This window comes from Streptomyces sp. CB02923 (genome assembly GCF_001905005.1).
GTDB lineage: Bacteria > Actinomycetota > Actinomycetes > Streptomycetales > Streptomycetaceae > Streptomyces.
On the sequence record NZ_LWKZ01000025.1, the window covers coordinates 481162 to 507103 of the forward strand.

The window sequence follows — 25942 nt, forward strand, 5'->3', positions numbered from 1 at the left end:
CCTACGCCCTCACTGCTGGGTGCTGCAATTCTTTTCCAGCTTCTGCTGCTCCTCGGAGGGGGGCGTCTGGCTGGTGGTGGGTGTGGGTGTCGGGGTTGCCAGGGGCTTGCCCGTCTGGTTGCCGGGCTTGCCGGTCTTGTCCTTGCGGGCTTCTTCCTCGGCCTTCTTACGGGCCGCCGCCTCGCGCTCCGCCGCTTCCCGCTGTTCCTTCGACTGGCAGGCGTTGGCCTGCTTGCCCAGTTCGGTGACCTTGTCGATGGCCTGGGTGCGGCTGTCGACGGCGATGGTCTCCTTGACCTGGTTGCGCTGGTAGACGGGGAGGTACTTGAGTTCGATCTCCGGGTGGTCCTCGTCGACGTTGTTGAGCTTGATCCAGGCGAGGTCCTGGCTGATGCCCTGGTACAGCGCGACGTGGTTGTCCTTGGTGCCGACGAAGTACTGCGTCTGCGTCCAGCGGTAGCCCGCGTACAGGCCGCCGCCGACGACGGCGAGCGCCAACACGATGATCAGCGACCGCTTGATCCACCTGCCCCGGCCGCGCTCCGGCTTGAGGAACTCCTCGTCCGTGAACGCGCCGAACGAGCCCTGCGGCGGGCCCGCAACGTCGTTGTCGCCGCTGCCCGGCGGGCCGAAGGCGCCGCCCGGCGCGGCCTGCGACGTATCCCGGTGACGGCCCAGTTCGGCGGCGCGGGCGGCCGGCGTCTGCATCGTGCTGGGGTCGCTGAGCTGGTTCTGGTTCTCGGCGACGGCACCGACGACGACCGGGGTGTCGTTGAGGTGGCCCGCGAGGGTGTCACCGGCGTCGACGTCCAGGACGTCGGCGACGATGCAGGTGATGTTGTCCGGGCCGCCGCCGCGCAGTGCCAGCTGGATCAGTTCCTGCACGGTCTCGTGCGGGCCCTGGTAGCTGGCGAGGGTGTCCTCCATGGTCTGGTGGCTGACCACGCCGGACAGGCCGTCCGAGCAGATCAGGTAGCGGTCGCCGGCCCGTACCTCGCGGATGGACAGGTCGGGTTCGACGTGGTCGCCGCTGCCCAGCGCGCGCATCAGCAGGGAGCGCTGCGGGTGGGTGGTGGCTTCCTCCTCGGTGATCCGGCCCTCGTCGACGAGCCGCTGCACCCAGGTGTGGTCCTGCGTGATCTGGGTCAGGACGCCGTCCCGCAGCAGGTACGCGCGGGAGTCGCCGACGTGCACGAGGCCGAGCCGCTGCCCGGTCCACAGCAGGGCGGTCAGGGTCGTGCCCATGCCCTCCAGCTGCGGGTCCTCCTCGACCATGACGCGCAGCTGGTCGTTGGCGCGCTGCACGGCCGTACCGAGGGAGGTGAGGATGTCGGAGCCGGGGACGTCGTCGTCGAGCTGGACGAGGGTGGAGATCACCTCGGAGGAGGCGACCTCGCCTGCGGCCTGGCCGCCCATGCCGTCGGCGATGGCGAGCAGGCGCGGGCCGGCGTAGCCGGAGTCCTCGTTGCCCTCCCGGATCATGCCCTTGTGCGATCCGGCGGCGAAGCGCAGTGACAGACTCATACGCACCTCGCCCGTCGGCTCGGGGTACATCCGCACGGTGCCCACCCTCCGGTCGGGAGCACGCTCGGGTCCGTCGAGTGGACCGCCGCGGCTCGCTCGCTCCGCTCGCGCTCTTTCATCACGTAGCACTACTTCCGCAGCTCGATGACGGTCTTGCCGATGCGGATCGGGGCTCCCAGCGGGATCGGTGTCGGGGTCGTCAGTCGGGTCCGGTCGAGATACGTGCCGTTGGTGGACCCGAGATCCTCGACGATCCACTGGCCGTCACGGTCCGGGTAGATCCTGGCATGCCGGCTGGAGGCGTAGTCGTCGTCCAGCACGATCGTGGAGTCGTGCGCGCGTCCCAGGGAGATGGTCTGGCCCTGGAGGGCGACGGTCGTACCCGTCAACGTGCCCTCGGAGACCACCAGCTTTGTGGGGGCACCACGGCGCTGACGGTTGTTGCCGCGACCGCTGTCCTGGCGGCGCTGCTGCGGCGGGGCGGCCTGCTGGCGCTGCTGCGTACGCGCCTCCTGGCCGCCGCGACGGGCGGCGCCGCGCTGCGTGACACGCGTGCCGAACAGGTCGCTGCGGATGACCTGAACGGCCACGATGACGAACAGCCACAGTACGGCGAGGAAACCCAACCGCATGACCGTGAGGGTCAGCTCTGACATTGCCCCCGCTTCACCCTTCGGCTTGCCGGTAAACGATGGTGGTATTGCCCACGACGATCCGCGAGCCGTCGCGGAGCGTAGCGCGGGTGGTGTGCTGCCCGTCTACCACGATGCCGTTGGTAGAACCCAGGTCCTGGACCGTGGGAGGCGTTCCGACGCGGATTTCACAGTGCCGCCGGGAGACTCCCGGGTCGTCGATCCGTACGTCGGCGTCGGTGCTGCGGCCGAGGACGAGCGTGGACCGGGAGATCTGGTGGCGGTTGCCGTTGATCTCGATCCAGCGCCGCGTCTGCGCGCTCCGATCCGCTGCGCCCCGGCCCTGGTACCAGCTGTCGGAAGCAGCTCCGGGCTGGGGACCGGCGCCGGGCGGCGCCGACCGGGGGGCCGGCTGTGCGGCTCCGGGCGGGGAGGTGGGCATGGGGGGCGGGCCCACATGACCGCCGGGGCCGGACGGGCTGCTCCGGGGCGCGGTGGGGCGCTGGGCCGCGGCTGCGGCGCCCGGGTGTTCCTGGGATGTGCTGGACGCGAGGGTGCGGCTGCGGACGCGGTACAGGCCGGTGTCGAGGTCGTCGGCCTTCTCCAGGTGCACCTTGATCGGGCCCATGAAGGTGTAGCGCTGCTGCTTGGCGTAGTCGCGGACCATGCCGGAGAGCTCGTCTCCGAGCTGGCCGCTGTACGGGCTGAGCCGCTCGTAGTCGGGGGTGCTCAGTTCGACGATGAAGTCGTTGGGGACGACCGTGCGGTCGCGGTTCCAGATGGTGGCGTTGTTGTCGCACTCGCGCTGGAGCGCGCCGGCGATCTCAACGGGCTGCACCTCGGACTTGAACACCTTGGCGAAGGTGCCGTTGACGAGACCTTCGAGACGCTGCTCGAAGCGCTTCAGTACTCCCACGGGGCACCTCCTTCCTCAGTCTTCGTCAGGTCGGTCTTCGACAGGGTCGTCCTGATACTGCTTACTGATCGTATCCACGCGCCGGGAAATCGGCTGGTTCCCCTTTCCCGCCGTGAGGACGAGTGTCGCCCCTCACAAGGTTGCTCGCTGCTGCTTGCTGGTGCGTCACTCCGGTGTCACCGCGATGGGGCCGCGGTGCCGCCGTGCCGAAACGTGCCGTGTCACCGGCCACCGGGGCGGGCCCTGGCACCGCGATGGCTTCGCGATGAGACCGCGCCGGCGTTGCGATGGCACTGCGATCGTAGATGTGCCCCACTCACAGTGTCCCGCAACCGCCGGGTTCGCCGACCGGGTGGGGCGGCGACGTGGGGGAGGAAGCGGGCGGGGTGGTGCGGGGGCGGCGGGATCCGGTCAGGGGTGGCTGGTGCGTTCCGGTCGGGGAAGCCCTGGGCGGGGTCCCCCGGGCGGGTGGCAAGGGGAGCGCATGCCGGTCGTGGCGGAGCGGGTGTCGGTCGAGGTGGAGCGGCGGTGGCATCCCGGAGGCGGTCACGCATCCGGGCCAGGAGAACGGATGTGATTACACCCCTGGCAGCGTGCTAATGTTCTGGATGTCGGAAGGCGCTCGCACAAGACCCGGACGGAACACCCCGGATCACGTGAGAGAATCGGATGACACACCCAATGCGCGGGTGGCGGAATAGGCAGACGCGCTGGATTCAGGTTCCAGTGCCCGAAAGGGCGTGGGGGTTCAACTCCCCCCTCGCGCACAGATGAGACCCCCGGTCCGGGATTCCCGGACCGGGGGTCTTGCGTTGTTCCGGCGCCTTCTTCGGACGGCTCCTTCGGGTTCGGGCGGCTCTTTCGGACGGCTCCTTCGGGTGTCTGCTCCGGGCGGGCCGTGACGGGTCCGGAAGGTCTTCGGCCCGTCGTCCGAAAGAAGGGGTGAGGGCTACGTCACATCGGTGACGGCCGCGCTGAAGGCGCGGGTGCGGGCCGTCTCGCGGTCCTGGTGCCGGACGAGGCCGAGTACGGAGTCCGGCAGGCCCATGACCGGTACGAAAGTGATGTCGCGGCGGCCGTGGTACTCCGCCGTCGGCCGGCAGAGCAGCATTCCGCCGCGGTCGGCGGCGGCCAGGGTCAGGCCTTCCTGGAGGGTGCGGACCCCGGGTCCGGGCGGGACGGGGCGGCCGCCGGGGGTGCTGATGGGGGCCTGGGCGTGGCGCCAGTACTCGGGTGCGGGGCCTTCGACGGTGATGAGGGGGAGGCCGGCCAGGTCCTCGGCGTCGATGGCCGCGCGGGTGGCGAAGGGGTGCCGTACGGAGACGGCGAGTGTCTGCTGCTGTTCCGAGAAGACCGGTCCCAGTACGAGGCCGGGCTCTTCGACGGGGAGCAGGACGACGGCGGCGTCGACCTCGCCGCGGTGCACCGGTCCGAAGGGGTCCTGGAGCGGTATCTCGACGATCTGCGTGGCGCAGCCCGGGTGGCGGGCGTGAAAGAGGTCGATGGCCTTCATGATGCGGTCGTCGGCGGTGCCCTGGAAGCCGATGCGCAGGTGGCCTTCGATGCCGCGGGTGGCGGTGACGGTGGCCTCGACGGTGCCGCGCAGGGCGTCGTAGGCGGGGCGGAGGGCGGTGAGGAAGTCCGTACCGAGGGGGGTGAGGCGTACCCGGCGGCTGGTGCGTTCGACGAGGCGGGCGCCGACGCGGCGTTCCAGGGCGCGGACGAGCTGGCTGACGCGGCTCTGCGAGACGGACAGGCGGGCGCCGGTGCGGCCGAAGTGCAGTTCCTCGGCGAGGACGAGGAAGCACTCCAGTTCCCGGATCTCCAGGCCGCGGGGGGTGGTGGGTGCGGTGACCTTCTGGTGGGGAGCGGGGGGTGTGGAGCCCTTCTGGGTGGAGCCCTTCCGATGGGGAGGGTTCGGTGCGGTGCCCTTCTGGTGGGGTGGGGCAGGCTCGGCGGTCTCCGGCCGGGGAGGGGCGCTTTCGGCCCGGCCGGTGGGGCCGCTTCCGGATCGATGAGTCACGCTCATGGAAACGTGAAGGGTTCGCCGTTGTTCCCGCGGGCGGCCGCGCGTTGGCTGGGGGCATGACGACGATCGAGGAAATGGCGGGCCGTGACGGTGAGTTGCGCCCGGACAAGCGTGCGGGATGGCCTGCGGTCGGGGCGCTGGCGGCGGCGACGTTCACGGTGGTGACGTCGGAGATGCTGCCGGTGGGGCTGCTGACGCCCATCGGGGGCGCGTTGGGGGTCTCGGACGGTACGGCGGGCCTGACGCTCACGGTGGCCGGGGTGGTCGCGGCGCTGGGGGCGCCGGTGCTCACGTTGGCGGTGGGCCGGGCGGACCGGCGGATCGTGCTGTGCGGCCTGATGGCGATGCTCGCGGCGGCGAACCTGCTGGCCGCGTGGGCGCCGGACTTCGGGGTGATGCTGGCGGCGCGGGTGCTGGTCGGGTTGGGCATGGGCGGCGTGTGGGCGCTGGCGGCGGGGCTGGCGGTGCGGCTGGTGCCGGCGCGGTCGGTGGCGGCGGCGACATCGTTGATCTTCAGTGGGGTGGCCGCCGCGTCGGTGCTCGGGGTGCCGGCGGGCACGCTGACCGGGCAGGTCGGCGGGTGGCGTGCGGCTTTCGTGGTGGTGGGCGCGTTGTCGGCGCTGATCGCTGTGGCGCTGGCCGTACTGCTGCCGCCGCTGCCGGCCGAGGGAGCCGTACGGCTGAGCGGGGTGCTGCGGCTGTTCGGCGACGCGCGGGTGCGTACGGGGCTGGCCGTGGTGGCGCTGCTGGTGGGCGGGCATTTCGCCGCGTACACGTATGTGCGGCCGGTCCTGGAGGAGGTGTCCGGAGTCGGTCCTGGGGTGATCAGCACGCTGCTGCTGGTGTACGGGGTCGCGGGCGTCGCGGGGAACTTCGTGGGCGGCGCGGGCGCGGGCCGGTCGCCGCGTGGCACGTTGGTGGTGATCAGCGCGGTGCTGGCCGGGGCCGTGCTGCTGGTGCCCGTCCTGGGGGTGGGTGTGCCGGGTGCGGCGGCGTTGCTGGCGGTGTGGGGGCTGGCTTACGGAGGGGTGTCGGTCAGTACGCAGACGTGGCTGATGGCGGTGGCCCCGGAGGCACGTGAGGCGGCGTCGGCGCTGTTCGTGGGGGTGTTCAACGCGGCGATAGCGCTGGGTGCGTTCGGCGGGGGCCGGGTGGTGGACGGCTGGGGGCTCACCGGGGTGCTGTGGCTGGGGGGCGCGTTGGCGGTGGGGGCGTTGGTGGCGTTGGGGGTGGGGCGGGGGCCGGGGGCGGTGCTGCGGTCGCTGCGGTCGTAGGTGTCGTGGGTGTTGTGGGTGGCGCAGGTGCCGACGAGGTGATGTGGGGGCTTGCGTGGGTCAGCGGCCTTCGAGGTCCGACGGGAGGCCCGCGAGACGCGGGATCCGCGACTTTCGTTGCGGCAGGAAACGACGAACGGCGACTGTGCCGGTCGGCGGGTCTTTCTTACGCTCAATACGTGAACATCACGGGGAAAGCACAGATGACGGCCCGGGGGACGGCGGCCCGGGCCGCCATCGGGCGGGTGTGGCGGCGCCTGGCCCGTCCGGAGCAGTGGCCGCCGTACCGCGTCGTCGGTGAGTCGATGCTGGCGCTGCTGCTGGGGCTGATCGCGCTCGGCATGGAGAAGCTCAGCGACAGCGGTGACGCCCGTACGTGGCTGGTGACGGTGGCGGTGATGGTGCTCTCGCCGCTGCGCCGGGCCCTGCCGGGCATGGTCCTGATCTTCGCGGCGTCGCTGAGCTGGCTGTTCATGGGGATATCGGCGCTGCTGATCGTGGCGGGCTGGTCGGCCGGGCGGCGGATCGCGGGCAGCGCGCGGGCGCTGGTGGTGTTCGCGGTGGCGCTCGTGCTGAGCATGGCGATGCCGGTGATCGAGGACTTCCCGCTGGTGTCGCCGGAGAAGCTGATGATCCTGGCGGTGTCCTTCCTGGCGATAGTGGCCATGCCCGGCATCGCGAGCCGCTACTGGTCCCAGCACCGCACCCTGGTCGAAACCCTCCACGCGCAACGCACGCAGCTGCTGCGGGAGAACGCGATGATCGCCCGCCAGACGCAGCTGCGCGAGCGGCAGCGCATCGCGCAGGACATGCACGACAGCCTGGGCCACCAGCTCACGCTGATCGCCGTCCACACGGGCGCGCTGGAGGTGGACTCCGAGCTCAGCGGGCGGCAGCGGGAGGCCGTCGGTGTGCTGCGCGGAGCCTCGGTGGCGGCGATGCGCGAACTGCGCGAGGTCGTGGGTCTGCTGCGCGACGAGCAGGAGGAAGCGGCCGCGGGGCATCCGGCGATCGGCGCGGGCCCGGCTCCGGACGCGGGGCAGCGCGGGGTGGCTCAGGTGGACGGGCTGGTCGAGGCGTCGCGTGGCGCGGGGGCGCGAATATCCGTCGCCCGGACCGGAGAGCCGTGTGCGCTGGCGCCGGCCGTGGACCGGGCCGCGTACCGCATCGTGCAGGAGGGTCTGACCAACGCGCACAAGCACGCGTCGGGAGCGCCGGTGACAGTGGCGTTGCGCTACGAACCGGACTCGCTGCTGGTGGAGGTCGTCAACGGGCCGGTGCCCCCGGGCTCGGTCTGCGGACCCGCGGTCAGTGGTGGCCAGGGGCTGACGGGGCTGCGGGAGCGGGCCCGGCTGGTCGGCGGCATGGTGCACAGCGGCCCGGTGCCGGATGGCGGCTTCCGGCTCGCCGGGGTGTTGCCGTACGGGCCGGTGACGGTGGCGGCGACCGCCGCCCAGTCGGTGCTGCCGGTGGTGGGGCCGGGGTGGGAGGCCGGTTCCGGCGGTGGGCCCGTGGACACCGGTCGCGGGCGTCCGATGATGCGGACCGGCAAGGAGGGGCAGCCGGTCATCGACTGGTCCCAGGTCTATGCGGCGCCGCAGACGCCGATGTTCCGCGGCGAGGGAAGGCGCAAGGGGTTCGCTGTCGGGTGTGGCCTGGCGGCGAGCGTGGTCGTGGTCCTGGGGTTGGTGACGGCCTGGGGGGCGGTGGAGATGTTCAAGTCGATAGAGGACGGCTCGGTGTCTCCGGGCACCTACGAGGAGGTGAAGGTCGGCGCGGCGGAGGCCGAGGTGCGCGAGCGGCTGCCGTCGGGGTCGTTCCTGTACGGCGGGCTGAACGACCAGGGGCCCGCGAAGCCGGAGGGCGCGCGCTGCGAGACGTTCGCGTCTACGGAGCCGTTGGAGAACTGGGAAGAGGACCAGGCGTTCCGGTTCTGTTTCAAGGACGGGAAGCTGGTGGAGAAGCGCACCTTCGTGGGGAAGGTCTGAGGGCGGCCGGACGGGCCGGCGCGTGAACGGGGGGAAAATGGCGCTGTCCGTGGAAACAACCGACCGAGTCCGTGCGGGAGTCCGAGTGATCAGGGTGATCGTCGCCGATGACGAGCCGCTCATCAGGGCGGGTATTCGGATGATTCTCACCTCCGCCCGGGACATCGCGGTCGTGGCTGAGGCGGGGAACGGCAAGGAGGCGGTCGAGGCCGCGCGTGGGCATGGCGCGGACGTGGTGCTCCTGGACATCCAGATGCCGGTCATGGACGGGCTGACGGCGCTGGCCGAACTGCGTCGGGCCACACCGTCCGTACGGGCCCTGATCCTCACGACGTTCGGGGAGCGGGAGAACGTCCTGCGGGCGATGGGCGAGGGAAGCGCGGGCTTCCTGCTGAAGGATTCCGCTCCGGACGAACTGATCCAGGCGGTGCGTGCCGCGGCCGACGGCCACGCCTACATGTCGCCGGTGGCGACGCGGCACGTGGCCGATTCGCTGGTGGCGCTCGGCAGCGGTCCCGGCGGCGGGACCGCTGCGACCCGTACCGCACGGCGTGCGGAGGAGGCCAGGCAGCGGCTGTCCGTCCTGACGGAGCGGGAGATGGAGGTGCTGTCACTGCTCGGCGAGGGGCTCTCCAACGCCGACGCGGGGGAGCGGATCCATATGAGCGAGGCGACGGTGAAGACGTACGTTAGCCGGATCCTGGCCAAGCTGGGCTGCGAGAACCGGGTGCAGGCGGCGCTTCTCGCCCGCGACGCGGAGCTGGGGGCGTAGGGCCGCCGCCCGGCCCGGGGCGTGTCCGGGTCGGGCGTGTGCCGGGCGTGTGCGGGGCGTGTGCGGGGCGCGGTGCGTCAGGCGGCGAGGCGCGTGGCGTGGGCCTTGGCCTTGTCGGCGGCCTCCTGGAGGGCCTTGTCGCGGGAGGCCTCGTACAGCGGTATGAGGTCCTTCATCGAGGGGTTGGTGGGGGCCATCGTCAGCTCGGGGACGATGAAGTCGACCTCCATGCCGAACATGGTGCCGAGCACGGCCTCCAGGTAGTTCTGGACGTAGTCGAAGCCCTCACGGGGGGTGCCCGGGGCGTACGAACCGCCACGGCTGGTGACGATGGTCAGCGGCTTGCCCTTGAGCGAGGACTCGTCTCCGGCGGTCCGGCCCATGATGATCACGTGGTCCAGCCATGCCTTCAGCGTGGAAGGGATCGTGAAGTTGTACATGGGGGCGCCGATGACGACGGCGTCCGCCTTCTCCAGCTCCTCGACCAGTTCGAGGCGCTGCGCGAAAGCGGTCTGCTGCTCCGGGGTGAGGGCGTCCGGAGCGGTGAAGGCGGCGGTGAAGCCGGGGGCCTCCAGGTGCGGCAGCGGGGCGGCGGCGAGGTCGCGGTAGACGACGGTGCCGCCGGGGTGCTGCTCCTCCCATGCCTTGCGGTAGGCGGCGGTCACCGCGCGGGAGGCGGATGCCTCGGTGGGGTACAGGGAGGAGTCGAGGTGCAGAAGCGTGGCCATGATGCGGTCCTTCGTTCGCGGCCGACGCGCGGCCCTGGTGGGAGTTTCGTACGTTCCTATTCTTAGCACAGTAGCTTACTTTTCCGCAGTACCCAACGGCATGGCAGTACCCTGGGCGCATGGCGGAGCGCGGCGATGAGGCATGCAGGCAGGTGGACACCGGCATGGCGCGGGTCTTCGAGCTGTTCGGCAAGCGGTGGACCGGTCTGATCGTGTCCGTCCTCCTCGCCGGCCCGGTGCACTTCGCCGAGCTGCGACGGGCGGTCCCCGGCATCAGCGAACGGATGCTCTCGGACCGGCTCACGGAGCTGTCCGCGGCCGGTCTGGTCGTACGGGAGGTCGACGGGGGCCCGCCGCTGCGTGTCTCGTACCGTCTGACCGAGGCGGGCCGGGCCCTGGACCCCGCGCTCAAGGAACTGGGTCAGTGGGCGGAGACGTACCTCGCCGACGGCGGGCAGTGTCCAGCGCGCTTCCGGAACTGAGCCGGCGGGCTTCCTGAGGCGTGCCGACGGGCTTCCTAAGGCGCGTCGACGGGCTTCCTGAGGTGCGTCGGAGGGTTTCCTGAGGCGCGCAGGGGGCTTCCTGGAGCGTGTCGGAGGGTTTTCTGGAGCGCGCCGACGGGTGAGCGGCGTGAGTGGGGCTTGTAAGGGCGCTCGGGTGCCGGGAGTCCAGGGGCTTGGTTGTGGGGTTCAGCCGAGCCGCTCCTGGGCGGCGTTGTAGCGCAGCAGGTAGGACGCGAAGCGGTCCAGGTCCTCCTCGTCCCAGTCGGCGAGCCGCTCGTGGAACGCCTGGCGGCGGCTGGCGGTGACATTGGCCAGCATCTGTGCGCCCTTGGTCGTGGGATGCAGTACCTGGACGCGGTGGTCGTCCGGGTCGACGCGGCGCTCCACGAAACCGAGCTTCTCCAGGGCGGAGATCTGCCGGCTCACCGTGGACTTGTCCAGGAGGTAGTGCGCGGCGAGGTCGGTCGCGCGGCAGCCCTTCTGGTCGTCGAGGTGCGCCAGCAGCGTGTAGGAGACGAGCGAGAGCTCGGGGTGCATACGGGCCGCGGTGGCGCGGGCCCGGCGGGCGAACGCGGTCATCTCCTGCTGGATGGTCTCGACGGATTCGTCTCTGCGGGCCACGGGGCTTGCCTTTCGTTGAAGTAGTTGTATAGTACAACGTGAAAAGAGAGTTGTATAAGCCAACTACTCGACGCTGAGCGACTAGCTTGAGAAGGCACGACGCATGAGTTCGGTCCGACGCCCCGACCACCACCGCCCCGACCATCGAGCCGATCTGCGGCACGTTCTGACGCACCTGATCACCCCGTTGCTGATGTGCATCGGGATGGGACTGGCCTACCTGGGGGCGTTCGCGCACCCCGAGCCGCACCACCTGCCCGTAGCCGTGGTCGGTTCGGGCTCCCAGGCGCAGGTGCTCGCCCAGTCGATCAATGACAAGGCGCACGGCGGCCTGGACGTACGCACCGTCGGCAGCCGGGCCGAGGCCGTGGACCAGCTGAAGCACCAGGACATCTTCGGCGCGTACGTGATGGACGCGCACGCCGCCGACGGCGGCGCACCGGCCGGGACGAACGCCGGCGCGCCGACCGCCGAGAACGGCAGCGCGTCGGCGGCGAGGGGCGGCGCCGCGTCCGCCGCGAAGGGGAGCGGTGCTGCACCGGCGGCCAAGGGCGGTGAGGCGAAGGCGGCGCCCGAGCTGATGGTCGCGACGGCCGGATCCGACACCACGGCGACCGTGGTGCAGAAGATCTTCACGCCCGTCGCCGCTCAGCAGGGCGCTCCGCTCAAGGTCACTGACGTCGCTCCGCCGGCCGAGGACGACCCGACCGGCCAGGGGCTCTTCTTCCTGATGGTCGCGATCAGCATCGGCTCGTACGCGTCGGTCGCGGTGATCGGGGGTGCCGGTGGCGTACTGCCGATCCGGCTGCGCGCGGCGCTGGCGGTCGGCACCTCCTTCGTGGTCAGCATCCTCGGAACGCTCTTCGCCGGGCCGGTCTTCCACCTCGTCGACCACGGGCTGTGGGGGCTGTGGGGCATGGCCTGGCTGTACTCGGCGGGCATTCTGCTGATCGGCACCGGGCTGCACACGTTCCTCAAGCGCTGGACCACGCTGGGCGTGATGGCGCTGTTCGTGATGCTCAACTTCACCACCGCGGGCGGAGTCTTCCGCCCCGAGTTGCAGAACGGTTTCTTCGCCTCCCTCCACGCGTTCTGGAACGGCGCCGGCTTTGTCGAGGGCACCCGCAGCCACGTCTACTTCGACGGCAACGGACTCGCCGGACACGTCTGGACGCTGGTGCTGTGGCTGGTCGTGGGCTTCGTGATGGTCGGCGTGGCGTCTCTGGCCGAGGCGCGGCGGCGGCGCGCGGCGGCGAGCGCGGCGCAGAACGCGACGGCCGTGGCCGCTGCCGCCGTGGCCGCCACGGTGCCGGAGCGCAGCCCGGCCCAGGGCGCGGCGGCCGGGAACGACAAGGGCGCGGAGCAGGCCGAGGCGGCCGAGGAGGAGATGGAAGAGGCGGTCGGAGTCTGAGGCGGAGGCGCCCGTCACGGGTGCCGCGCCCCGTCCACAGCTCTGTCACGCAGAGTTATCCACAGGCCCTGCCGCGAGGCGGGGCCTGTCTGTACCGTCGTGCACACGCGGCGGAAACAGCGTCCCGGCGACCGGCGTCCAACCGGTGACCGAGGGCGTCCGACGCGGCCGGACGAAGCCTCGGACGACAGGGTCCGAAGTCGGCGCACGGGACGAAGGGGGAGGTGGCGCGCGATGTCGCGATTGCCGTACGTACCGGGGTTCGCGAAGCCGGACGCGCAGGGGCCCGCGCCGAAGGCGGTCGGCAAGGCGCTCCGGGAGAGGACGCCACGCTCCGCGCAGGGGCGGTTCACTCCGGAGGCCGGGCGGCCCGACGCGGTGACGTCGGTCGAGGAGTCCAACGCCGGCCGTCTACCGGAACTGGTGCCGATACGGGTCGGGCGCATGGCCGCCGGTCCGTTCGCCTTCCTCCGCGGCTCGGCCGGCCTGATGGCGTACGACTTGACGACCACCCCGGTGACCGGCATCGGCGCGCAGATATGCGGCGACGCGCACGCGGCCAACTTCGGACTCTACGGCGATGCCCGCGGCAAGCTGGTGATGGACCTCAACGACTTCGACGAGACCTTGTACGGGCCCTGGGAGTGGGACCTGAAGCGGCTCGCGGTCTCACTGGTGCTGGCCGGCCGGGAGGCCGGGGCGAGTGAGGAGCAGTGCCGGGAGGCGGCCCGGGACGCGGCCGGCGCGTACCGGCGCACGATGCGGTTGCTGGCGGGCATGTCGGCCGCCGACGCCTGGAACGCGATAGCCGACGAGGAACTGGTCTCCTACGCGGATGCCCGTGACCTGCTGGGCACATTGCAACGGGTGGTGGCCAAGGCACGGAAGAACACCAGCGCGCGGTTCGCGACGAAGTCGACGGAGGAGATACCCGGCGGCGGAAGGAGGTTCGTGGACGCCCCGCCCGTACTGCGGCGCATACCGGACGCGGAGGCCGCCGCGGTCGTCGCCTCGCTCGCGGGCTACCTGGACACGCTGCCGGAGGACCGGCTGCCGCTGCTGGCCAGGTACGAGGTACAGGACGTGGCGTTCCGGGTGGTCGGCACGGGGAGTGTGGGCCTGCGCTCCTACGTGGTGCTGCTGCAGGACCATCGCGGTGAGCCACTGGTGCTCCAGGTCAAGGAGGCACGTAACTCGGCGCTGACGCCCTATGTGGAGAAAGCCGGTTTCCCGGTGCCGACGGTGGCACACGAGGGCCGACGGATCGTACGCGGACAGCGCCACATGCAGGTGGTCAGCGACAGCCTGCTGGGCTGGACGACGGTGCATGAGCCGCATGGGCATGGAGGGGGTAGCGGGGACGGCGGGGGCAGGGGTGGGGGTGGGGGTGGGGGTGGGGGCGAGTCCTGGTCGGAGGCGCGGTCCGACGTGAGGTCCGACGCGCGGTCGGAGGCGCGGTCGGAGGCGCGGTCCGACGCGTGGCCCGACACGTGGTCGGCAGGGGCAGGGGCTGGGGCTGGGGCTGGTTCGCAGGGAGTGGGGCGGGGGGAGGGGGCGGGGAGGCCCTACCAGGTGCGGCAGTTCCGGAACCGTAAGGGCAGCGTCGACCCCGCGGCCCTCGCCGGTGATCAGATCGACGACTACGCGCGGATGACGGGCGCGCTGCTGGCCCGGGCTCACGCGCACAGTGCCGATCCGCGTGTGGTGGCGGGGTACTGCGGTAAGGGCGGCGCGTTGGACGAGGCGCTGGCCGGTTTCGCGGTGGCCTACGCGGATCGTACGGAGGCGGATCACGCCGAGTTGGTCGCGGCGATCAAGAAGGGGCGGATCGCCGCGGAGACGGGGGTCTGAGCGGGGCCGGATCGGGCCGTAGGGTGGCCGGGTGACGAACTCGCAGGCGGAGAACGCGCAGGACGGCCAAGACGCACATGCTGACCACGGGGTCGCGGGCCGTGCGGCCCACGCATCCCAGGGAGAACCCCCGGCTCACGCGGGTCAGGACGGTTACGCGGCGGGCCCTGCGGCTCATGCGGCGCCCCGGCACGGTCACGAGGACCCGTATGCCTCCCAGGGCAGCGACGGACGGGGGGAGACGCCGAGTGGTGGCTCGCGGGAGTCGGCTTCGACCGGGCGGTTGGCGCAGGCGGTGGAGGCTGCTGAGCAGGCGCTGATCGAGTTCGAGATCGCGGTGGAGACCTTCCGGGTGGAGGTGGAGAACTTCTCCCGGCTGCACCACCAGCGCCTCGGCCCCATGTACTCGCGGCTCGACGAGCTGGACGCCCAGATCGCCGAGGCGGTCGCAGCTCGTACGGGTGATCCCGAGGACGTACGCAAGGCGCGGGAGGCGCGGGCGGCGGTGCTGCCGATGCCCGATGTCGAAGAGCTCTTCCACGGATGGATGGGGTCCGAGGGGCTGTACCCGGAGGCCGAGGCGATGCTCAATGAGCAGCCGGTCCGGCCGCCGCAGAAGGTGCGGCCGAGTGAGGAGGCCCGCCGGGTCTACCGTGACCTGGTGCGCAAGGCCCACCCCGACCTGGCGCGCGACGAGGCCGAGCGCGGCCGCAGGGACGCCTTCATCGTGCGGGTCAACGCCGCGTACGGGGCCGGGGACGAGGCCGCGTTGCGCGAGCTGGCCCGTGAGTGGGAGGCGGGGCCCGTGCCGCAGGAGCAGCGGCCGAGCGAGAGCGAGGAGCTCTACGCGCGGCTGGAGTGGCTGGCGGCGCGCAAGGAGATGCTCGCGGAGGCCGCCTCCGAGCTGGAGGAGAGCGCGATCGGCGCGATGATCAAAATGGCGCCCGAGGACCCGGACGCGCTGCTGGAGGAGATCGCCGAGAAGCTGCTCGCGGACGTTGCCGAGCGCGAGGCGTACCTGGCGCAGCTGGTCGGGTAGCGTCGGGGCATGCACTTTGGTTCTCTGCCCACGGTCGGTGTCGACGCTCTGACGCCCGAGGACTTCCTCCTGGACGTACGGGAGCACGACGAGTGGGAGGCGGGGCACGCCGAGGGCGCGCTGCACATCCCGATGAGCGAGTTCGTCGGCCGGTACGGCGAGTTGACGGAGCAGGCGCCCGACGGCGGCAAGGTCTACGTGCTGTGCCGGGTCGGTGGCCGTTCCGCGCAGGTCGCCCAGTACCTGATCCAGCAGGGCATCGACGCGGTGAACGTCGACGGCGGGATGCAGGCGTGGGAGGCCGCGGGCCGCCCGGTCAAGGACAGTAAGGGCGCGCCGGGCGCTGTGGTCTGACCTGCCGTACTCGGCCGGTCGCTCAGCCGAGGGCGTGGGCGGCCAGCAGGTCGCCCAGGGCTTCTTCGTGTGCGGCGGCCGGGCCGAGGGCGAGTTCGAGCTGTTTCGCCCAGGCGTGGTAGCGGTGCAGTGAGTAGTCCGTGTCCGCGCCGAAGCCGCCGTGCAGGTGCTGTGCGGTCTGTACGACGCGGCGTACGCCTTCGGAAGCCCAGATCTTGGCCACCGCGACATCACCTGCTGGTGGCAGTGCACCGTTCGCGGCGCTGCTGATGTGCCACGCGGCCTGCCAGAGGGTGGCTTCCATGGCGCGCAGATCGATGTAGCGGTCGGCGGCCTGGACGGCGACTGCCTGGAAGGTGGCGACGGGGAAGCCGAACTGTTCGCGTTTGGCGGTGTAGGCGCTGGTCATGGCCAGTACGGCTTGGCCGAGGCCGAGGGCCAGCGCGCACGTGCCGGTGGTGAGGACGTTGCGCAGCCACTCCCAGGCGCCGGGTTCGGTGATCACTTCCTCGGGGCGGAATCGTACGGAGTCCAGGTGGACTTCCGCGTGGCGTTCGCCGCTGGTGGAGACCTGGTCGTGAAGGCGGACGCGGTCCCGGAGGCGGGGTACGAGGGCGAGTACGGCCGTTCCGTCGCCGGTGTGGGCGGGGATGAGGATGCGGTCGGCGTTCTGTGCCCAGGGGACGGCGGTGTGCATGCCGTCGAGGACCCAGCCGGAGTCCTCGCGACGGGCGGTGACGGCGAGTTCGGCGGGATCGTGGCCGGTGCGTCCGGCGGCGGCGACGGTGAGGACCAGCTCGCCACGTCCGGCACGGGGCAGTACGTCGGCACGCAGCGCGGCGTCGGCGTACGTCTGGACCGCGAGGGCTACGGCGCTGTTCTCCAGCAGCGGTACGCGGGCGAGCACCCTGGCGGACTCGCGCAGCACCAGGCAGAGCGCGATCGGGTCCAGTCCCGCGCCGTCGTATTCGGGGGCGAGCAGCAGACTCAGCAGGTCGGCGTCGGCCAGCTTGTGCCACAGAGTGCGGTCGAAGTCGTCGGCCACGGCTCCGGCGGTGAGCGCGGGGCTCGGCACGCCGTCGGTGACGACGTCCGCGAAGACGGCCTTGGCCGCCTCGACGGCTGCCTGCTGCTCCTCGGTGAAGGTGAAGTCCACTGGCCTGTCCTCCTGCGTACCCGCACGGCGACTACCTGATGGTGCGTCAAGTTAGAACAGGTTGCAGGAATTGTGAATGGGGTCAGCGGTCGAAGTCCAGCTCGACCTCCTCCGTTACGGGGTGGGACTGGCAGGCCAGGACATATCCCGACGCGACTTCCTCGTCCTCCAGGGCGTAGTTGCGGTCCATGCGGATCTCGCCCGAGACCAGAAACGCGCGGCAGGTACCGCAGACGCCTCCCTTGCAGGCGTACGGGGCGTCCGCGCGGTTGCGCAGCACGGACTCCAGCAGCGATTCGCCGTCCACGACCGGCCAGCTGCCCGCCCGGCCGTCCAGGGTCGCTGTCACGGTGCTGTGCACGGGGGTACGGAGAGCCGGGGGCCCGCCCAGGAGGGTGGTGGAACCTCCCGCAGCCGCGCTGAGCGTGCCCGTGGCCGCCGTGGAGGCGGCGCCTGCGAGCGCGGTGTCCGCGCCTGCGAGTGCGGACTCTGCCGGGGCGGGCTCGGATATGTGGAAGATTTCTTCGTGGATGCGGTTGCGGGGGACCTGAAGGCCGCGCAGGGCCCGCTCCGCGGCCTGGACCAGGCCGAACGGGCCGCAGAGATACCAGCCGTCGACGGAATCCACGGGCAGCAGGGCGGGCAGCAGCTCCCGCAGCCGCGCCTCGTCCAGGCGGCCGGAGGGCAGCCCGGACTGCTGGTCCTCGCGGGAGAGGACGGTCACCAGCTGGAAGCGGTCGGGGAAGCGGTCCTTGAGGTCGGCGACCTCCTCCAGGAACATCGTCGACGCCGCCGTACGGTCGCTGCGAATCAGGCAGAAGCGGGCGTCCGGCCGACGGGTCAGCAGCGTGGTGACGATGGACAGCACCGGTGTGATGCCGCTGCCGCCGACGATGCCCACGAAGTGCCCGGGGCGGGGTTCCAGCACGAACCGCCCGGCCGGTGCCATGACGTCCACCGTGTCACCGACGGCTAGCTCCTTGAGCGCGTACGTGGAGAACTCGCCGTCCTCGACCAGCCGGATGCCCACCCGCAGCGTGGGCTCGTCCGACGCCGGGGCGCAGATCGAGTACGTACGGCGGATCTCGCGGCCGTCGACCGTGCGGCGCAGTGCGATGTGCTGGCCCGGGACGTGCCGGAACGTCTTGTGCAGCGCGGGCGGGACCTGGAAGGTGACGGCGACGGCGTCGTCCGTGAGCCGTTCGATCTCCGCGACCCGGAGCGGGTGGAACATCACAACTCCTTGAAGTGGTCGAACGGTTCGCGGCAGGCCTCGCAGCGGCGCAGTGCTTTGCAGGCGGTGGAGGAGAAACGGCTGAGCAGGGTGGTGTCGGTCGATCCGCAGTGCGGGCAGCGGATCGCCAGGGCCACCGGTACGGGGCCGCCGGCCGGGCCGGTGGGGCGCGGCGGGGCGATGCCGAACTCGGTCAGCTTCCGGCGGCCCTCGGCCGTGATCGCATCGGTCGTCCAGGGCGGGCTGAGGACCGTGCGCACCTCGACTTGGGGTATGCCGTTCTCGTGGAGGACGCGCTCTATGTCGGCGGACATGGTCTCCAGGGCGGGGCATCCGGTGTACGTCGGGGTGAGCTCGACCTCCACCTGCCCGGAGCCGGTCAGCCGCAGTCCCCGCAGCACGCCCAGCTCGGCCAGGGTCACGACCGGCAGCTCCGGGTCCGGTACGGCACCGGCCAGTTCGCGCAGCCGGTCTTCGAGGGCGGTGGTCACCATGTCGCCCCCGGGTGGCTGCGGTGCAGGTGCTGCATCTCGGCGATCATCCGGCCGAACGGCTCGGTGTGCAGCCCTTGGCGTCCGGCTCCCGCGGTCCAGGCGCCGCGGCTCGGGCCGGCGGGAGCGGAGAGGGTGGCGCGCGTCAGGACGGCTTCGATGCGGGTGGCCCAGGCGTCGTGCAGGGCGGGCAGGTCGAGGTCCAGCCCCGGCACGGGTTCGAAGAGCTCGCCGGTGAAGCGCCACAGGGCGTCCAGGCCGCGCTGCATGCGCTCGTGGCTCTGCTCGGTGCCGTCTCCCAGGCGCAGGGTCCACTGCTCGGCGTGGTCGCGGTGGTAGGCGACCTCTTTGACGGCCTTCGCCGCGAGCGGGGCCAGCGGGCTGTCGCCGGCGGCCAGTTGTCCGTACAGCAGCTCCTGGTACGTGGAGAAGTAGAGCTGGCGGGCGATGGTGTGGGCGAAGTCGCCGTTGGGCTGCTCGACGAGCTGGCAGTTGCGGAAGGAGCGTTCCTCGCGGAGGTAGGCCAGTTCGTCCTCGTCCCCGGCGAGGGAGAGCAGGACGCGGGCCTGGCCGAGGAGGTCCAGCGCGATGTTCGCGAGGGCCACGTCTTCTTCGAGGACGGGGGCGTGCCCGGCCCACTCCCCCAGTCGGTGCGACAGGATGAGGGCGTCGTCCCCCAGGGCCAGGGCCGGGGCCGCGGCGGCGACGTCCCGGGCGAGGGAGCCCATGGGGGCGGGGGCCGCTGCGGTGCCGTCGGCGGCGGCCGTTTCCGTAGCTGTCCGTACCGGCTTCACAGGTGCTGCACCCCGTCCGGGATCTCGTAGAAGGTCGGGTGGCGGTAGGGCTTGTCGGCGGCCGGTTCGAAGAAGGAGTCCTTCTCGTCCGGGGAGGAGGCGGAGATCGCGGCGGACGGGACCACCCAGATCGAGATGCCCTCGGAGCGGCGGGTGTAGAGATCGCGGGCGTTGCGCAGGGCCATTTCCGCGTCCGGGGCGTGCAGGCTGCCTGCGTGGGTGTGGGACAGGCCGCGTCGGCTGCGGACGAAGACCTCCCACAGCGGCCAGTCGGTGGGACCTGCGGAAGCTGCTGCCGCCGCGCTGTCCGCTCCCGCCGACCCGGCCCGGCTCCCCGACCCAGCCGTACTTCCTGCCTCAGCCGTACTTCCTGTCTCAGCTGTGCTTCCCGCCCCGGTCCGGTCGCCGGAGCCGTCCGGCGCCGCCTTGCTCTCCGGCTCTCCGCGCCCTTCCGTACCGGTATCGGTCGTGGTCATCGGGTCCCCTCCCCGTGCTTGGCCGCGTACGCCGCGGCGGCGTCGCGCACCCAGGCGCCGTCCTCGTGGGCGCGGCGCCGCTGGCTGATCCGCTGTTCGTTGCAGGGCCCGTTGCCCTTGAGCACCTCGCGGAACTCGGACCAGTCGATGGGGCCGAAGTCCCAGTGACCGCGCTGCTCGTTCCACACCAGGTCGGGGTCGGGGAGGGTGAGGCCGAGGGACTCGGCCTGCGGTACGCAGATGTCCACGAAGCGCTGGCGCAGCTCGTCGTTGGAATGCCGCTTGATCTTCCAGGCCATGGACTGGGCCGAATGCGCCGATTCGTCGTCGGGCGGACCGAACATCATCAGCGACGGCCACCACCACCGGTCCACCGCGTCCTGCGCCATGGCGTGCTGGGCTTCGGTGCCGCGGCCCAGGGCCAGCAGGAGTTCGTAGCCCTGGCGTTGGTGGAAGGACTCCTCCTTGCACACGCGGACCATGGCGCGGGCGTAGGGCCCGTACGAACAGCGGCAGAGCGGGACCTGGTTCGTGATCGCGGCGCCGTCCACCAGCCAGCCGATGGCACCGACGTCGGCCCAGGTCAGGGTGGGGTAGTTGAAGATGGACGAATACTTCTGACGGCCGGAGTGCAGCTTGTCGAGCAGCTCGTCGCGGCTCGCGCCGAGGGTTTCGGCGGCGCTGTAGAGATACAGGCCGTGCCCGGCCTCGTCCTGCACCTTCGCCATCAGGATCGCCTTGCGGCGCAACGACGGGGCCCGGGTGATCCAGTTCGCCTCCGGCTGCATGCCGATGATCTCGGAGTGCGCGTGCTGCGCTATCTGGCGCACCAGCGATGAGCGGTAGGCGTCCGGCATCCAGTCGCGTGGCTCGATGCGCTCGTCAGCGGCCACGGCCGCGTCGAACCCGGCCTCCAGGGCCGTCGGCGACTCCTTGCCCGGCGCGATCGTCGTCATGTGATCCCCCTAGCTCCCGACCGACCGATCGTTCGGTTCAATGGTGTGGCTCGGGAGTGCGGGGTGTCAAGCCTGTGGATAACTCGGGGAAGGGTGTGCCGCGTGGGGCTGCCTAGGTACGGTTCCGGGGCGGTGAAAAGCCGCACGGGAACTGGGAACGGGGCAGGAATGCAGCAATACGGGGACGAATCGCGGCCACCAGCCGCGCTCTCGCTACCGTCACGCATCGTGATGACCGTCGCGGCCGGTGCCGTGACGGTCGCCGTCGCGGTTCATCTGGCGATGATGTTCCTGCACGTGGCACCGCCGAACACGCTGAGCAAACAGCACGGCGAAGTGATCAACGACTACGTCTTCCCGGAGTACGAGCAGAACTGGAAGCTGTTCGCGCCCAACCCGCTGCAGCAGAACATCGCGGTGCAGGTACGCGCCCAGGTGCGCTCCGAGGCGGGTGACCTGCTGACCACCGGCTGGACCGACCTCTCAGCCGTCGACGGCCGGGCCCTGCTGCACAACCCCGTACCGAGCCACACCCAGCAGAACGAACTCCGCCGCGCCTGGGAGTACTACCTCAACACCCACGACGCGCAGAACCGCGCCTCCGGTACGCGGGGCGAGCTGGCCGAGCGCTACGTACGGCGGATCGTGATGCAGCGCATGAGCACGCAGTGGGCGACGCGGGGCACGATTCAGCAGATGCAGGTCCGCTCGATGACGAAGGCGGTCAGCCCGCCGCCGTGGAGCTCGGAGAAGATCAGCGACGCGCCCAGGTACCGCGAGCTGCCCTGGTGGCCGGTCACCGCAGGCGACCTGCCCGAAGGAGCGACGATCCAGTGACAGCGCACAGGTTGCCTTCGCAGACGGCGCGGAACGCGGCGGATGCCGGATCCCCGGCGACGGTCGGCCGGACCGAAGCCAACTCTCCTGCGACGACCACCGAGGCCGAACCGGGCTCCTCCGCGACCACCCGGGTCGAATCCGGCTCCTCCGCGACCACCGAGGCCGAATCCGACTTCCCGGAGACGGCCGGTCAGGCCGAAAGCTCCACGGAGCGCGCCGTTCCCACCCCCACCGCCCCGTCCGACACCGCCTGGCCCGTCGTCGTCCCGCACCCCGGTCCTCCCGCCAAGCCGCCCGCCCGCGCCGACGAGACGCGGATCGAGCGAGCCTTCGGGCAGGCCTTCAGGCGCGTGACGGGCAGTGCCCTCGCCCCGTACCAGTCCGCCGTCATCCGCATCGGGTTCGCGGCCACCTGGCTCTTCTTCCTGCTGCGGGAGTGGCCGAACCGCCACGAGCTCTACGGGCCCCACGGCCCCTGGAACGGCGACATGGCGCGCCAGCTCATCGGCGGCAACGAGGCCTTCTCGATCCTGACCTGGACCGACAACCTCGGCTGGTTCGAACTCGTCTACGGCCTCGCCGTCGCCGCCAGCGCGCTCCTGCTCGTCGGCTGGCGCACCCGCACCATGTCGGTGCTGTTCATGGTGGGTGTGCTCTCGCTGCAGAACCGCAGCATCTTCGTGGGGGACGGCGGCGACAACGTCCTCCACCTGATGGCGATATACCTGGTGCTGACCCGCTGCGGACAGGTGTGGTCGCTGGACGCCCGCCGCGCGGCGAAGCGCGTGCAGCGGCCCGGCGGCCGTCCGGAACGCGACGTCACCGGTGTCGTCCTGTGGTCGGCCCTGGGCCTGTTCCTCGCCGTCACCCAGGTGCTGGGCCTGTCCGGTCTCTCGTGGTTCGGCCCCGGGCCCTTCCCGAACGTGGGCTGGGGCCTGACGCTGTGGGTCTTCTGGCTCGCCCACGGCGTCTGGTGGGCGGCGCGGCGGTACGCGCCCGGAGAGCCGCGCACCGTACTCGACATGATCACCAAGCTGGTGCACAACGGTGCGATGCTGGTGATCGTCGTCGAGGTCTGTCTGATCTACGCCACCGCCGGCTGGTACAAGATCCAGGGCTCGCGCTGGCAGGACGGCACCGCGGTCTACTACCCGATGCACCTGGACTACTTCTCGCCCTGGCCGGAGCTGTCCCGGGTGCTCGCCGACAACGGCCTGATGATCATGCTGATCACCTACGGCACGGTGATCGTGCAGGTCGCCTTCCCGTTCACCCTCTTCAACCGCCGTCTGAAGAACGTGCTGCTGGTCGCGATGATCGGTGAGCATCTGTCGATCGCGTTCCTGCTCGGCCTGCCGTTCTTCTCGCTCGCGATGATCACGGCGGACGCGGTGTTCCTGCCGACGGTCTTCCTCGTGTGGCTGGGTGCCCGGATCACGTCCGTACGCGACCGGGTGCTCCCGCGCCGTAAGGGAGACACGGCCGAGCAGGACCGGAGAGCCGCTGTCGGTACGCCCTGAGCGCGAGCGGCCACGCGGCCCGGAGCTGCGCCCCGCACGTACCCCGGAGCCGGGTCCCGCACGCGCCCCGGAGCGGTACGCCGGTGACACCCGTGGACGCGAGCGGCGGGTGTCCGCCCGGCGGACAGTTGAGATAGTGGGGAAATGATCGAGAACGGGACCTCGGACGATCCGGTACGGCGCTGGCGCGCGAGCGCCGGCGACCCGGCCTCGGTCCTCCTGGACGGCTTCCACGCGCTGAAGCACGCCCTGCGCTTCGGCGCGGACGTACGGCACGTGCTGACCGGTGACAAGCCCGCCCTGCTGGCACTCGCCGCGGAGCTCGCGGACGATCTGACCGGCGACCTCGACGCGCTGGCGGAGCAGGTGCCCGCGGCGGCGCTGCGCACGCTGCTGCCGAAGGTGCATCCCACGGGCGTCGCGGCCCTCGCCGCGCGCCCCGACGCCGCGGCGAATCTGGCCGCGCTCCGTGCGGCTCCGCGGCCCTCCCCCGTCGTGCTGCTGGAGAACCCGCGCAACCTGGGCAACATCGGCGCCGTGGTCCGGCTGGCGGCCGGTTTCGGCGCGACCGGCGTGGTCACCACCGGCTCGCTCGATCCGTGGCACCCCAATGCCGTACGCGGCAGCGCGGGCCTGCACTTCGCCGGTGCCGTGGAGCGCCTGACGCTGCCGGAACTGCCGCCCGGCCCGGTCTACGCCCTCGACCCCGAGGGCGCCGACATCCGCTCCGTGACGTTCCCCGACGACGCGATCCTGGCCTTCGGGTCCGAGCGGCAGGGAATCTCGGACGAACTGCGCGAACAGGCGTCCGCGCTGGTCGCGGTGCCGATGCAGGCACGGGTCTCCAGCTTCAACCTGGCCACGAGCGTGGCCATGGGCCTCTTCCACTGGATGTCCCGCGGCCGCGGCCCGGCGGACCCGGCCGCCGCAGCCGGGATGACCGGAGCGGCCGCCGGGCCGACGCTCTTCTAGCCTTCTTGGGCTGGCCTTAGCTTTCCTGGGCGTCCCTCCAGCCTTCCTGGGGGCCCTCCAGCCTCCCTGGATGGCCCTCCAGCCTTCCTGGACGGACCTTCAGCTCTCCTGGGCCGGCCTGCGCACCTCCACCGTCCGGAAGCGGTTCGCCACGAACGCGCCGTCGCACAGGGCGGCGTTCGCCGCGGGGTTGCCGCCCGAGCCGTGGAAGTCGGAGAAGGCGGCGGTCTGGTTCACGTACACCCCGCCGGTCAGGTTGAGGGAGAGCTGCGCGCACTCCTCCAGGCACGCCTCCTCCACGAGCTTCTCCACCTCCGCGGAGGTCGTGTACGCGCCGACCGTCATCGCGCCCTTGTCGCGGACCGTGTGCCGCAGCAGGTCCACCGCGTCCGCCGCGGAGTCGACGGCCACCGCGAAGGAGACGGGGCCGAAGCATTCCGACAGGTAGGCGGCGTCGGCGCCCGCGCCCTCCCAGAGCTTGCGTGCGCCGTCCATCTTGACCATCACCGGCGTACGGACCGTGGCGTCGGGGAAGTCGGGGTTGGCCACCTCGCGGGAGGACAGGGCCACCTCGCCCAGCCCGGAGGCCGCTCCGATCCGCTCCTTGACCTGCGGGTTGACGATCGCGCCGAGCAGGGCGTTGGCCCGCGCGTCGTCCCCCAGCAGCTTGTCGACGGCGGTTGCGAGGTCGCCGACCACCTCGTCGTACGACTTGGGGCCGGCGTCCGTGGAGATGCCGTCGCGGGGGATGAGCAGGTTCTGCGGGGTGGTGCACATCTGGCCGCTGTACAAGGACAGGGAGAAGGCGAGGTTGCCGAGCATTCCCTTGTAGTCGTCCGTCGAGTCGATGACGACCGTGTTGACGCCGGCCTTCTCCGTGTAGACGTGCGCCTGGGGCGCGTTGGCCTCCAGCCAGTCGCCGAACTCGGTCGAGCCCGTGTAGTCGATGATGCGGACCTCGGGGCGTACGGCGAGGGTCTTGGCCAGGCCCTCACCGGGCCGGTCGACGGCCAGGGCCACCAGGTCGGGGGAGAACCCGGCCTCGGCCAGCACCTCGCGCGCCACCCGGACGGTGAGCGCGAGCGGCAGCACGGCCCGCGGGTGCGGCTTGACCAGGACCGCGTTGCCGGTGGCCAGGGAGGCGAACAGGCCCGGGTAGCCGTTCCACGTCGGGAAGGTGTTGCAGCCGACCAGGAGGGCGACGCCGCGGGGGACGGCCTTGAAGGACTTGGCCAGTTCCAGCGGCTCGCGCTTGCCCTGCGGCTTGGACCACGCGGCCTGGTCCGGGGTGCGGACCTGCTCCGCGTAGGCGTACGCGACGGCCTCCAGCCCGCGGTCCTGCGCATGCGGCCCGCCCGCCTGGAACGCCATCATGAACGCCTGGCCGCTGGTGTGCATCACGGCCTGCGCGAACTCATGGGTGCGCGCGCTGATCCGCGACAGGATCTCCAGACACACCAGGGCCCTGGTCTGCGGCCCGGCGTCGCGCCACGCGGGCATCGCCGCGCGCATCGCGGGCAGCAGCACGTCCGCGTCCGGGTGCGGATAACCGACGTTCAACCCGATGCCGTACGGGGAGACTTCCGCGCCCGTCCAGTCGTCCGTGCCGGGCTGGTCCAGTTCGAAACGCTTGCCGCGCAGGGCCTCGAAGGCGGCCTGGCCGTCCGCCGCGGCGTTCTCGCCGTACGCCTTGGGGTGCTCCGGGTGCGGGGACCAGTAAGCGCGGGTACGGATCGCCTCCAGCGCCTGGTCGAGCGTCGGGCGGTGCTTTTCGAGCAGCTGCGCTGCGGTCAGTTCGGCGGCCATCGAAGACCAACTCCTCGTCGGGCGGGGCTGGGGCCTGCCGTCACGGGACGTCCAC

24 protein-coding genes and 1 tRNA gene are annotated in these 25942 nt (G+C 71.3%); 12 read left to right on the top strand and 13 right to left on the bottom strand.

What is annotated here, in order from left to right:
* Window positions 1-9 precede the first annotated feature (9 nt).
* From A6A06_RS30310 to A6A06_RS30320, 3 genes are all read right to left on the bottom strand, one after another.
* Window positions 10-1524 carry a Stp1/IreP family PP2C-type Ser/Thr phosphatase gene (locus tag A6A06_RS30310; RefSeq protein ID WP_073765993.1) on the bottom strand — a complete coding sequence of 505 codons (1515 nt, stop codon included), beginning with the start codon at window positions 1522-1524 and terminating at the stop codon, window positions 10-12.
* 128 nt (window positions 1525-1652) lie between these two features.
* Window positions 1653-2180: an FHA domain-containing protein FhaB/FipA gene (locus A6A06_RS30315; protein ID WP_073765413.1), complete on the bottom strand. Its 528-nt coding sequence runs from the start codon at window positions 2178-2180 to the stop codon at window positions 1653-1655.
* Window positions 2181-2190: 10 nt separating this feature from the next.
* The gene (locus A6A06_RS30320; protein WP_073765414.1) at window positions 2191-3072 is read right to left on the bottom strand and encodes an FhaA domain-containing protein; all 882 of its coding nucleotides are present in this window, start codon (window positions 3070-3072) and stop codon (window positions 2191-2193) included.
* Window positions 3073-3755: 683 nt separating this feature from the next.
* On the opposite strand from A6A06_RS30320, the gene A6A06_RS30325 reads away from it, so the two are divergent.
* A tRNA-Leu gene (locus A6A06_RS30325) sits at window positions 3756-3839 on the top strand.
* 182 nt (window positions 3840-4021) lie between these two features.
* Here A6A06_RS30325 and A6A06_RS30330 read toward each other — a convergent pair.
* The gene (locus A6A06_RS30330; RefSeq protein ID WP_242441019.1) at window positions 4022-5101 is read right to left on the bottom strand and encodes a LysR family transcriptional regulator; all 1080 of its coding nucleotides are present in this window, start codon (window positions 5099-5101) and stop codon (window positions 4022-4024) included.
* A gap of 56 nt (window positions 5102-5157) precedes the next feature.
* Here A6A06_RS30330 and A6A06_RS30335 point away from each other — a divergent pair, with 56 nt between their 5' ends.
* The 3 genes from A6A06_RS30335 (at window position 5158) to A6A06_RS30345 (ending at window position 9135) form a co-directional block, all read left to right on the top strand.
* Window positions 5158-6375, top strand: a complete 1218-nt coding sequence (locus A6A06_RS30335; protein ID WP_073765997.1) for an MFS transporter — start codon at window positions 5158-5160, stop codon at window positions 6373-6375.
* 179 nt (window positions 6376-6554) lie between these two features.
* Complete coding sequence (locus A6A06_RS30340; RefSeq protein WP_338015965.1) at window positions 6555-8363, top strand: sensor histidine kinase; 1809 nt, start codon at window positions 6555-6557, stop codon at window positions 8361-8363.
* Window positions 8364-8448: 85 nt separating this feature from the next.
* Window positions 8449-9135: a response regulator transcription factor gene (locus A6A06_RS30345; RefSeq protein WP_073765416.1), complete on the top strand. Its 687-nt coding sequence runs from the start codon at window positions 8449-8451 to the stop codon at window positions 9133-9135.
* Window positions 9136-9212: 77 nt separating this feature from the next.
* On the opposite strand, the gene A6A06_RS30350 is transcribed toward A6A06_RS30345, so the two are convergent.
* Complete coding sequence (locus tag A6A06_RS30350) at window positions 9213-9863, bottom strand: FMN-dependent NADH-azoreductase (RefSeq protein WP_073765417.1); 651 nt, start codon at window positions 9861-9863, stop codon at window positions 9213-9215.
* A 119-nt stretch (window positions 9864-9982) separates the two neighbouring features.
* Between A6A06_RS30350 and A6A06_RS30355 the strand changes: the two genes are divergently transcribed.
* Complete coding sequence (locus A6A06_RS30355) at window positions 9983-10345, top strand: winged helix-turn-helix transcriptional regulator (RefSeq protein ID WP_073765418.1); 363 nt, start codon at window positions 9983-9985, stop codon at window positions 10343-10345.
* A gap of 207 nt (window positions 10346-10552) precedes the next feature.
* On the opposite strand, the gene A6A06_RS30360 is transcribed toward A6A06_RS30355, so the two are convergent.
* Window positions 10553-10987 carry a MarR family winged helix-turn-helix transcriptional regulator gene (locus A6A06_RS30360; RefSeq protein WP_199931263.1) on the bottom strand — a complete coding sequence of 145 codons (435 nt, stop codon included), beginning with the start codon at window positions 10985-10987 and terminating at the stop codon, window positions 10553-10555.
* 103 nt (window positions 10988-11090) lie between these two features.
* Here A6A06_RS30360 and A6A06_RS30365 point away from each other — a divergent pair, with 103 nt between their 5' ends.
* The 4 genes from A6A06_RS30365 to A6A06_RS30380 all read left to right on the top strand — a co-directional run bounded on the left by A6A06_RS30365 (window position 11091) and on the right by A6A06_RS30380 (window position 15642).
* A complete protein-coding gene (locus A6A06_RS30365) occupies window positions 11091-12398 on the top strand; it encodes a hypothetical protein (RefSeq protein ID WP_073765419.1) in 1308 nt (435 codons plus the stop codon).
* 234 nt (window positions 12399-12632) lie between these two features.
* Window positions 12633-14249: a DUF2252 domain-containing protein gene (locus tag A6A06_RS30370; protein ID WP_073765420.1), complete on the top strand. Its 1617-nt coding sequence runs from the start codon at window positions 12633-12635 to the stop codon at window positions 14247-14249.
* Window positions 14250-14280: 31 nt separating this feature from the next.
* On the top strand, window positions 14281-15288 hold the full coding sequence (locus A6A06_RS30375; protein ID WP_073765421.1) for a hypothetical protein: 1008 nt from the start codon (window positions 14281-14283) through the stop codon (window positions 15286-15288).
* A gap of 9 nt (window positions 15289-15297) precedes the next feature.
* Complete coding sequence (locus A6A06_RS30380; protein WP_073765422.1) at window positions 15298-15642, top strand: rhodanese-like domain-containing protein; 345 nt, start codon at window positions 15298-15300, stop codon at window positions 15640-15642.
* Between the two features lie 22 nt (window positions 15643-15664).
* Here the strand turns inward: A6A06_RS30380 and A6A06_RS30385 are convergent, their stop codons facing one another.
* The 6 genes from A6A06_RS30385 to paaA form a co-directional block, all read right to left on the bottom strand.
* On the bottom strand, window positions 15665-16798 hold the full coding sequence (locus A6A06_RS30385; RefSeq protein ID WP_073765423.1) for an acyl-CoA dehydrogenase family protein: 1134 nt from the start codon (window positions 16796-16798) through the stop codon (window positions 15665-15667).
* Window positions 16799-16880: 82 nt separating this feature from the next.
* On the bottom strand, window positions 16881-18032 hold the full coding sequence (locus A6A06_RS30390) for a 2Fe-2S iron-sulfur cluster-binding protein (protein WP_073765424.1): 1152 nt from the start codon (window positions 18030-18032) through the stop codon (window positions 16881-16883).
* Window positions 18032-18526: a 1,2-phenylacetyl-CoA epoxidase subunit PaaD gene (gene paaD, locus A6A06_RS30395; protein ID WP_073765425.1), complete on the bottom strand. Its 495-nt coding sequence runs from the start codon at window positions 18524-18526 to the stop codon at window positions 18032-18034. Before paaD ends, A6A06_RS30390 begins: the two co-directional genes overlap by 1 nt.
* Window positions 18520-19251 carry a 1,2-phenylacetyl-CoA epoxidase subunit PaaC gene (gene paaC, locus A6A06_RS30400; RefSeq protein WP_073766001.1) on the bottom strand — a complete coding sequence of 244 codons (732 nt, stop codon included), beginning with the start codon at window positions 19249-19251 and terminating at the stop codon, window positions 18520-18522. The genes paaD and paaC overlap by 7 nt, the downstream gene beginning before the upstream one ends.
* A gap of 62 nt (window positions 19252-19313) precedes the next feature.
* Window positions 19314-19580 carry a 1,2-phenylacetyl-CoA epoxidase subunit PaaB gene (gene paaB / locus A6A06_RS30405; protein WP_030017804.1) on the bottom strand — a complete coding sequence of 89 codons (267 nt, stop codon included), beginning with the start codon at window positions 19578-19580 and terminating at the stop codon, window positions 19314-19316.
* 209 nt (window positions 19581-19789) lie between these two features.
* Window positions 19790-20749, bottom strand: coding sequence for a 1,2-phenylacetyl-CoA epoxidase subunit PaaA (gene paaA / locus A6A06_RS30410; protein ID WP_073765426.1), 960 nt, complete (start codon window positions 20747-20749; stop codon window positions 19790-19792).
* A gap of 168 nt (window positions 20750-20917) precedes the next feature.
* On the opposite strand from paaA, the gene A6A06_RS30415 reads away from it, so the two are divergent.
* From A6A06_RS30415 to A6A06_RS30425, 3 genes are all read left to right on the top strand, one after another.
* Window positions 20918-21586 carry a DUF5819 family protein gene (locus tag A6A06_RS30415; protein WP_073765427.1) on the top strand — a complete coding sequence of 223 codons (669 nt, stop codon included), beginning with the start codon at window positions 20918-20920 and terminating at the stop codon, window positions 21584-21586.
* The gene (locus tag A6A06_RS30420; protein WP_443333802.1) at window positions 21583-23109 is read left to right on the top strand and encodes an HTTM domain-containing protein; all 1527 of its coding nucleotides are present in this window, start codon (window positions 21583-21585) and stop codon (window positions 23107-23109) included. The genes A6A06_RS30415 and A6A06_RS30420 overlap by 4 nt, the downstream gene beginning before the upstream one ends.
* 144 nt (window positions 23110-23253) lie before the next feature.
* Window positions 23254-24081 carry a TrmH family RNA methyltransferase gene (locus tag A6A06_RS30425; protein WP_073765429.1) on the top strand — a complete coding sequence of 276 codons (828 nt, stop codon included), beginning with the start codon at window positions 23254-23256 and terminating at the stop codon, window positions 24079-24081.
* 99 nt (window positions 24082-24180) lie between these two features.
* On the opposite strand, the gene paaN is transcribed toward A6A06_RS30425, so the two are convergent.
* On the bottom strand, window positions 24181-25887 hold the full coding sequence (paaN, locus tag A6A06_RS30430) for a phenylacetic acid degradation protein PaaN (protein ID WP_073765431.1): 1707 nt from the start codon (window positions 25885-25887) through the stop codon (window positions 24181-24183).
* Window positions 25888-25942 lie beyond the last annotated feature (55 nt).

Coding starts and splice junctions, on each gene's coding strand:
- A6A06_RS30415 (WP_073765427.1), top strand. CDS start 20,918: ATGCAGCAATACGGGGACGAATCGCGGCCACCAGCCGCGCTCTCGCTA.
- A6A06_RS30315 (WP_073765413.1), bottom strand. CDS start 2,180: ATGTCAGAGCTGACCCTCACGGTCATGCGGTTGGGTTTCCTCGCCGTA.
- paaC (WP_073766001.1), bottom strand. CDS start 19,251: ATGGGCTCCCTCGCCCGGGACGTCGCCGCCGCGGCCCCGGCCCTGGCC.
- A6A06_RS30365 (WP_073765419.1), top strand. CDS start 11,091: ATGAGTTCGGTCCGACGCCCCGACCACCACCGCCCCGACCATCGAGCC.
- A6A06_RS30310 (WP_073765993.1), bottom strand. CDS start 1,524: ATGAGTCTGTCACTGCGCTTCGCCGCCGGATCGCACAAGGGCATGATC.
- A6A06_RS30330 (WP_242441019.1), bottom strand. CDS start 5,101: ATGAGCGTGACTCATCGATCCGGAAGCGGCCCCACCGGCCGGGCCGAA.
- paaD (WP_073765425.1), bottom strand. CDS start 18,526: ATGGTGACCACCGCCCTCGAAGACCGGCTGCGCGAACTGGCCGGTGCC.
- A6A06_RS30390 (WP_073765424.1), bottom strand. CDS start 18,032: ATGTTCCACCCGCTCCGGGTCGCGGAGATCGAACGGCTCACGGACGAC.
- A6A06_RS30425 (WP_073765429.1), top strand. CDS start 23,254: ATGATCGAGAACGGGACCTCGGACGATCCGGTACGGCGCTGGCGCGCG.
- paaA (WP_073765426.1), bottom strand. CDS start 20,749: ATGACGACGATCGCGCCGGGCAAGGAGTCGCCGACGGCCCTGGAGGCC.
- A6A06_RS30350 (WP_073765417.1), bottom strand. CDS start 9,863: ATGGCCACGCTTCTGCACCTCGACTCCTCCCTGTACCCCACCGAGGCA.
- A6A06_RS30355 (WP_073765418.1), top strand. CDS start 9,983: ATGGCGGAGCGCGGCGATGAGGCATGCAGGCAGGTGGACACCGGCATG.
- A6A06_RS30380 (WP_073765422.1), top strand. CDS start 15,298: ATGCACTTTGGTTCTCTGCCCACGGTCGGTGTCGACGCTCTGACGCCC.
- A6A06_RS30335 (WP_073765997.1), top strand. CDS start 5,158: ATGACGACGATCGAGGAAATGGCGGGCCGTGACGGTGAGTTGCGCCCG.
- paaN (WP_073765431.1), bottom strand. CDS start 25,887: ATGGCCGCCGAACTGACCGCAGCGCAGCTGCTCGAAAAGCACCGCCCG.
- A6A06_RS30370 (WP_073765420.1), top strand. CDS start 12,633: ATGTCGCGATTGCCGTACGTACCGGGGTTCGCGAAGCCGGACGCGCAG.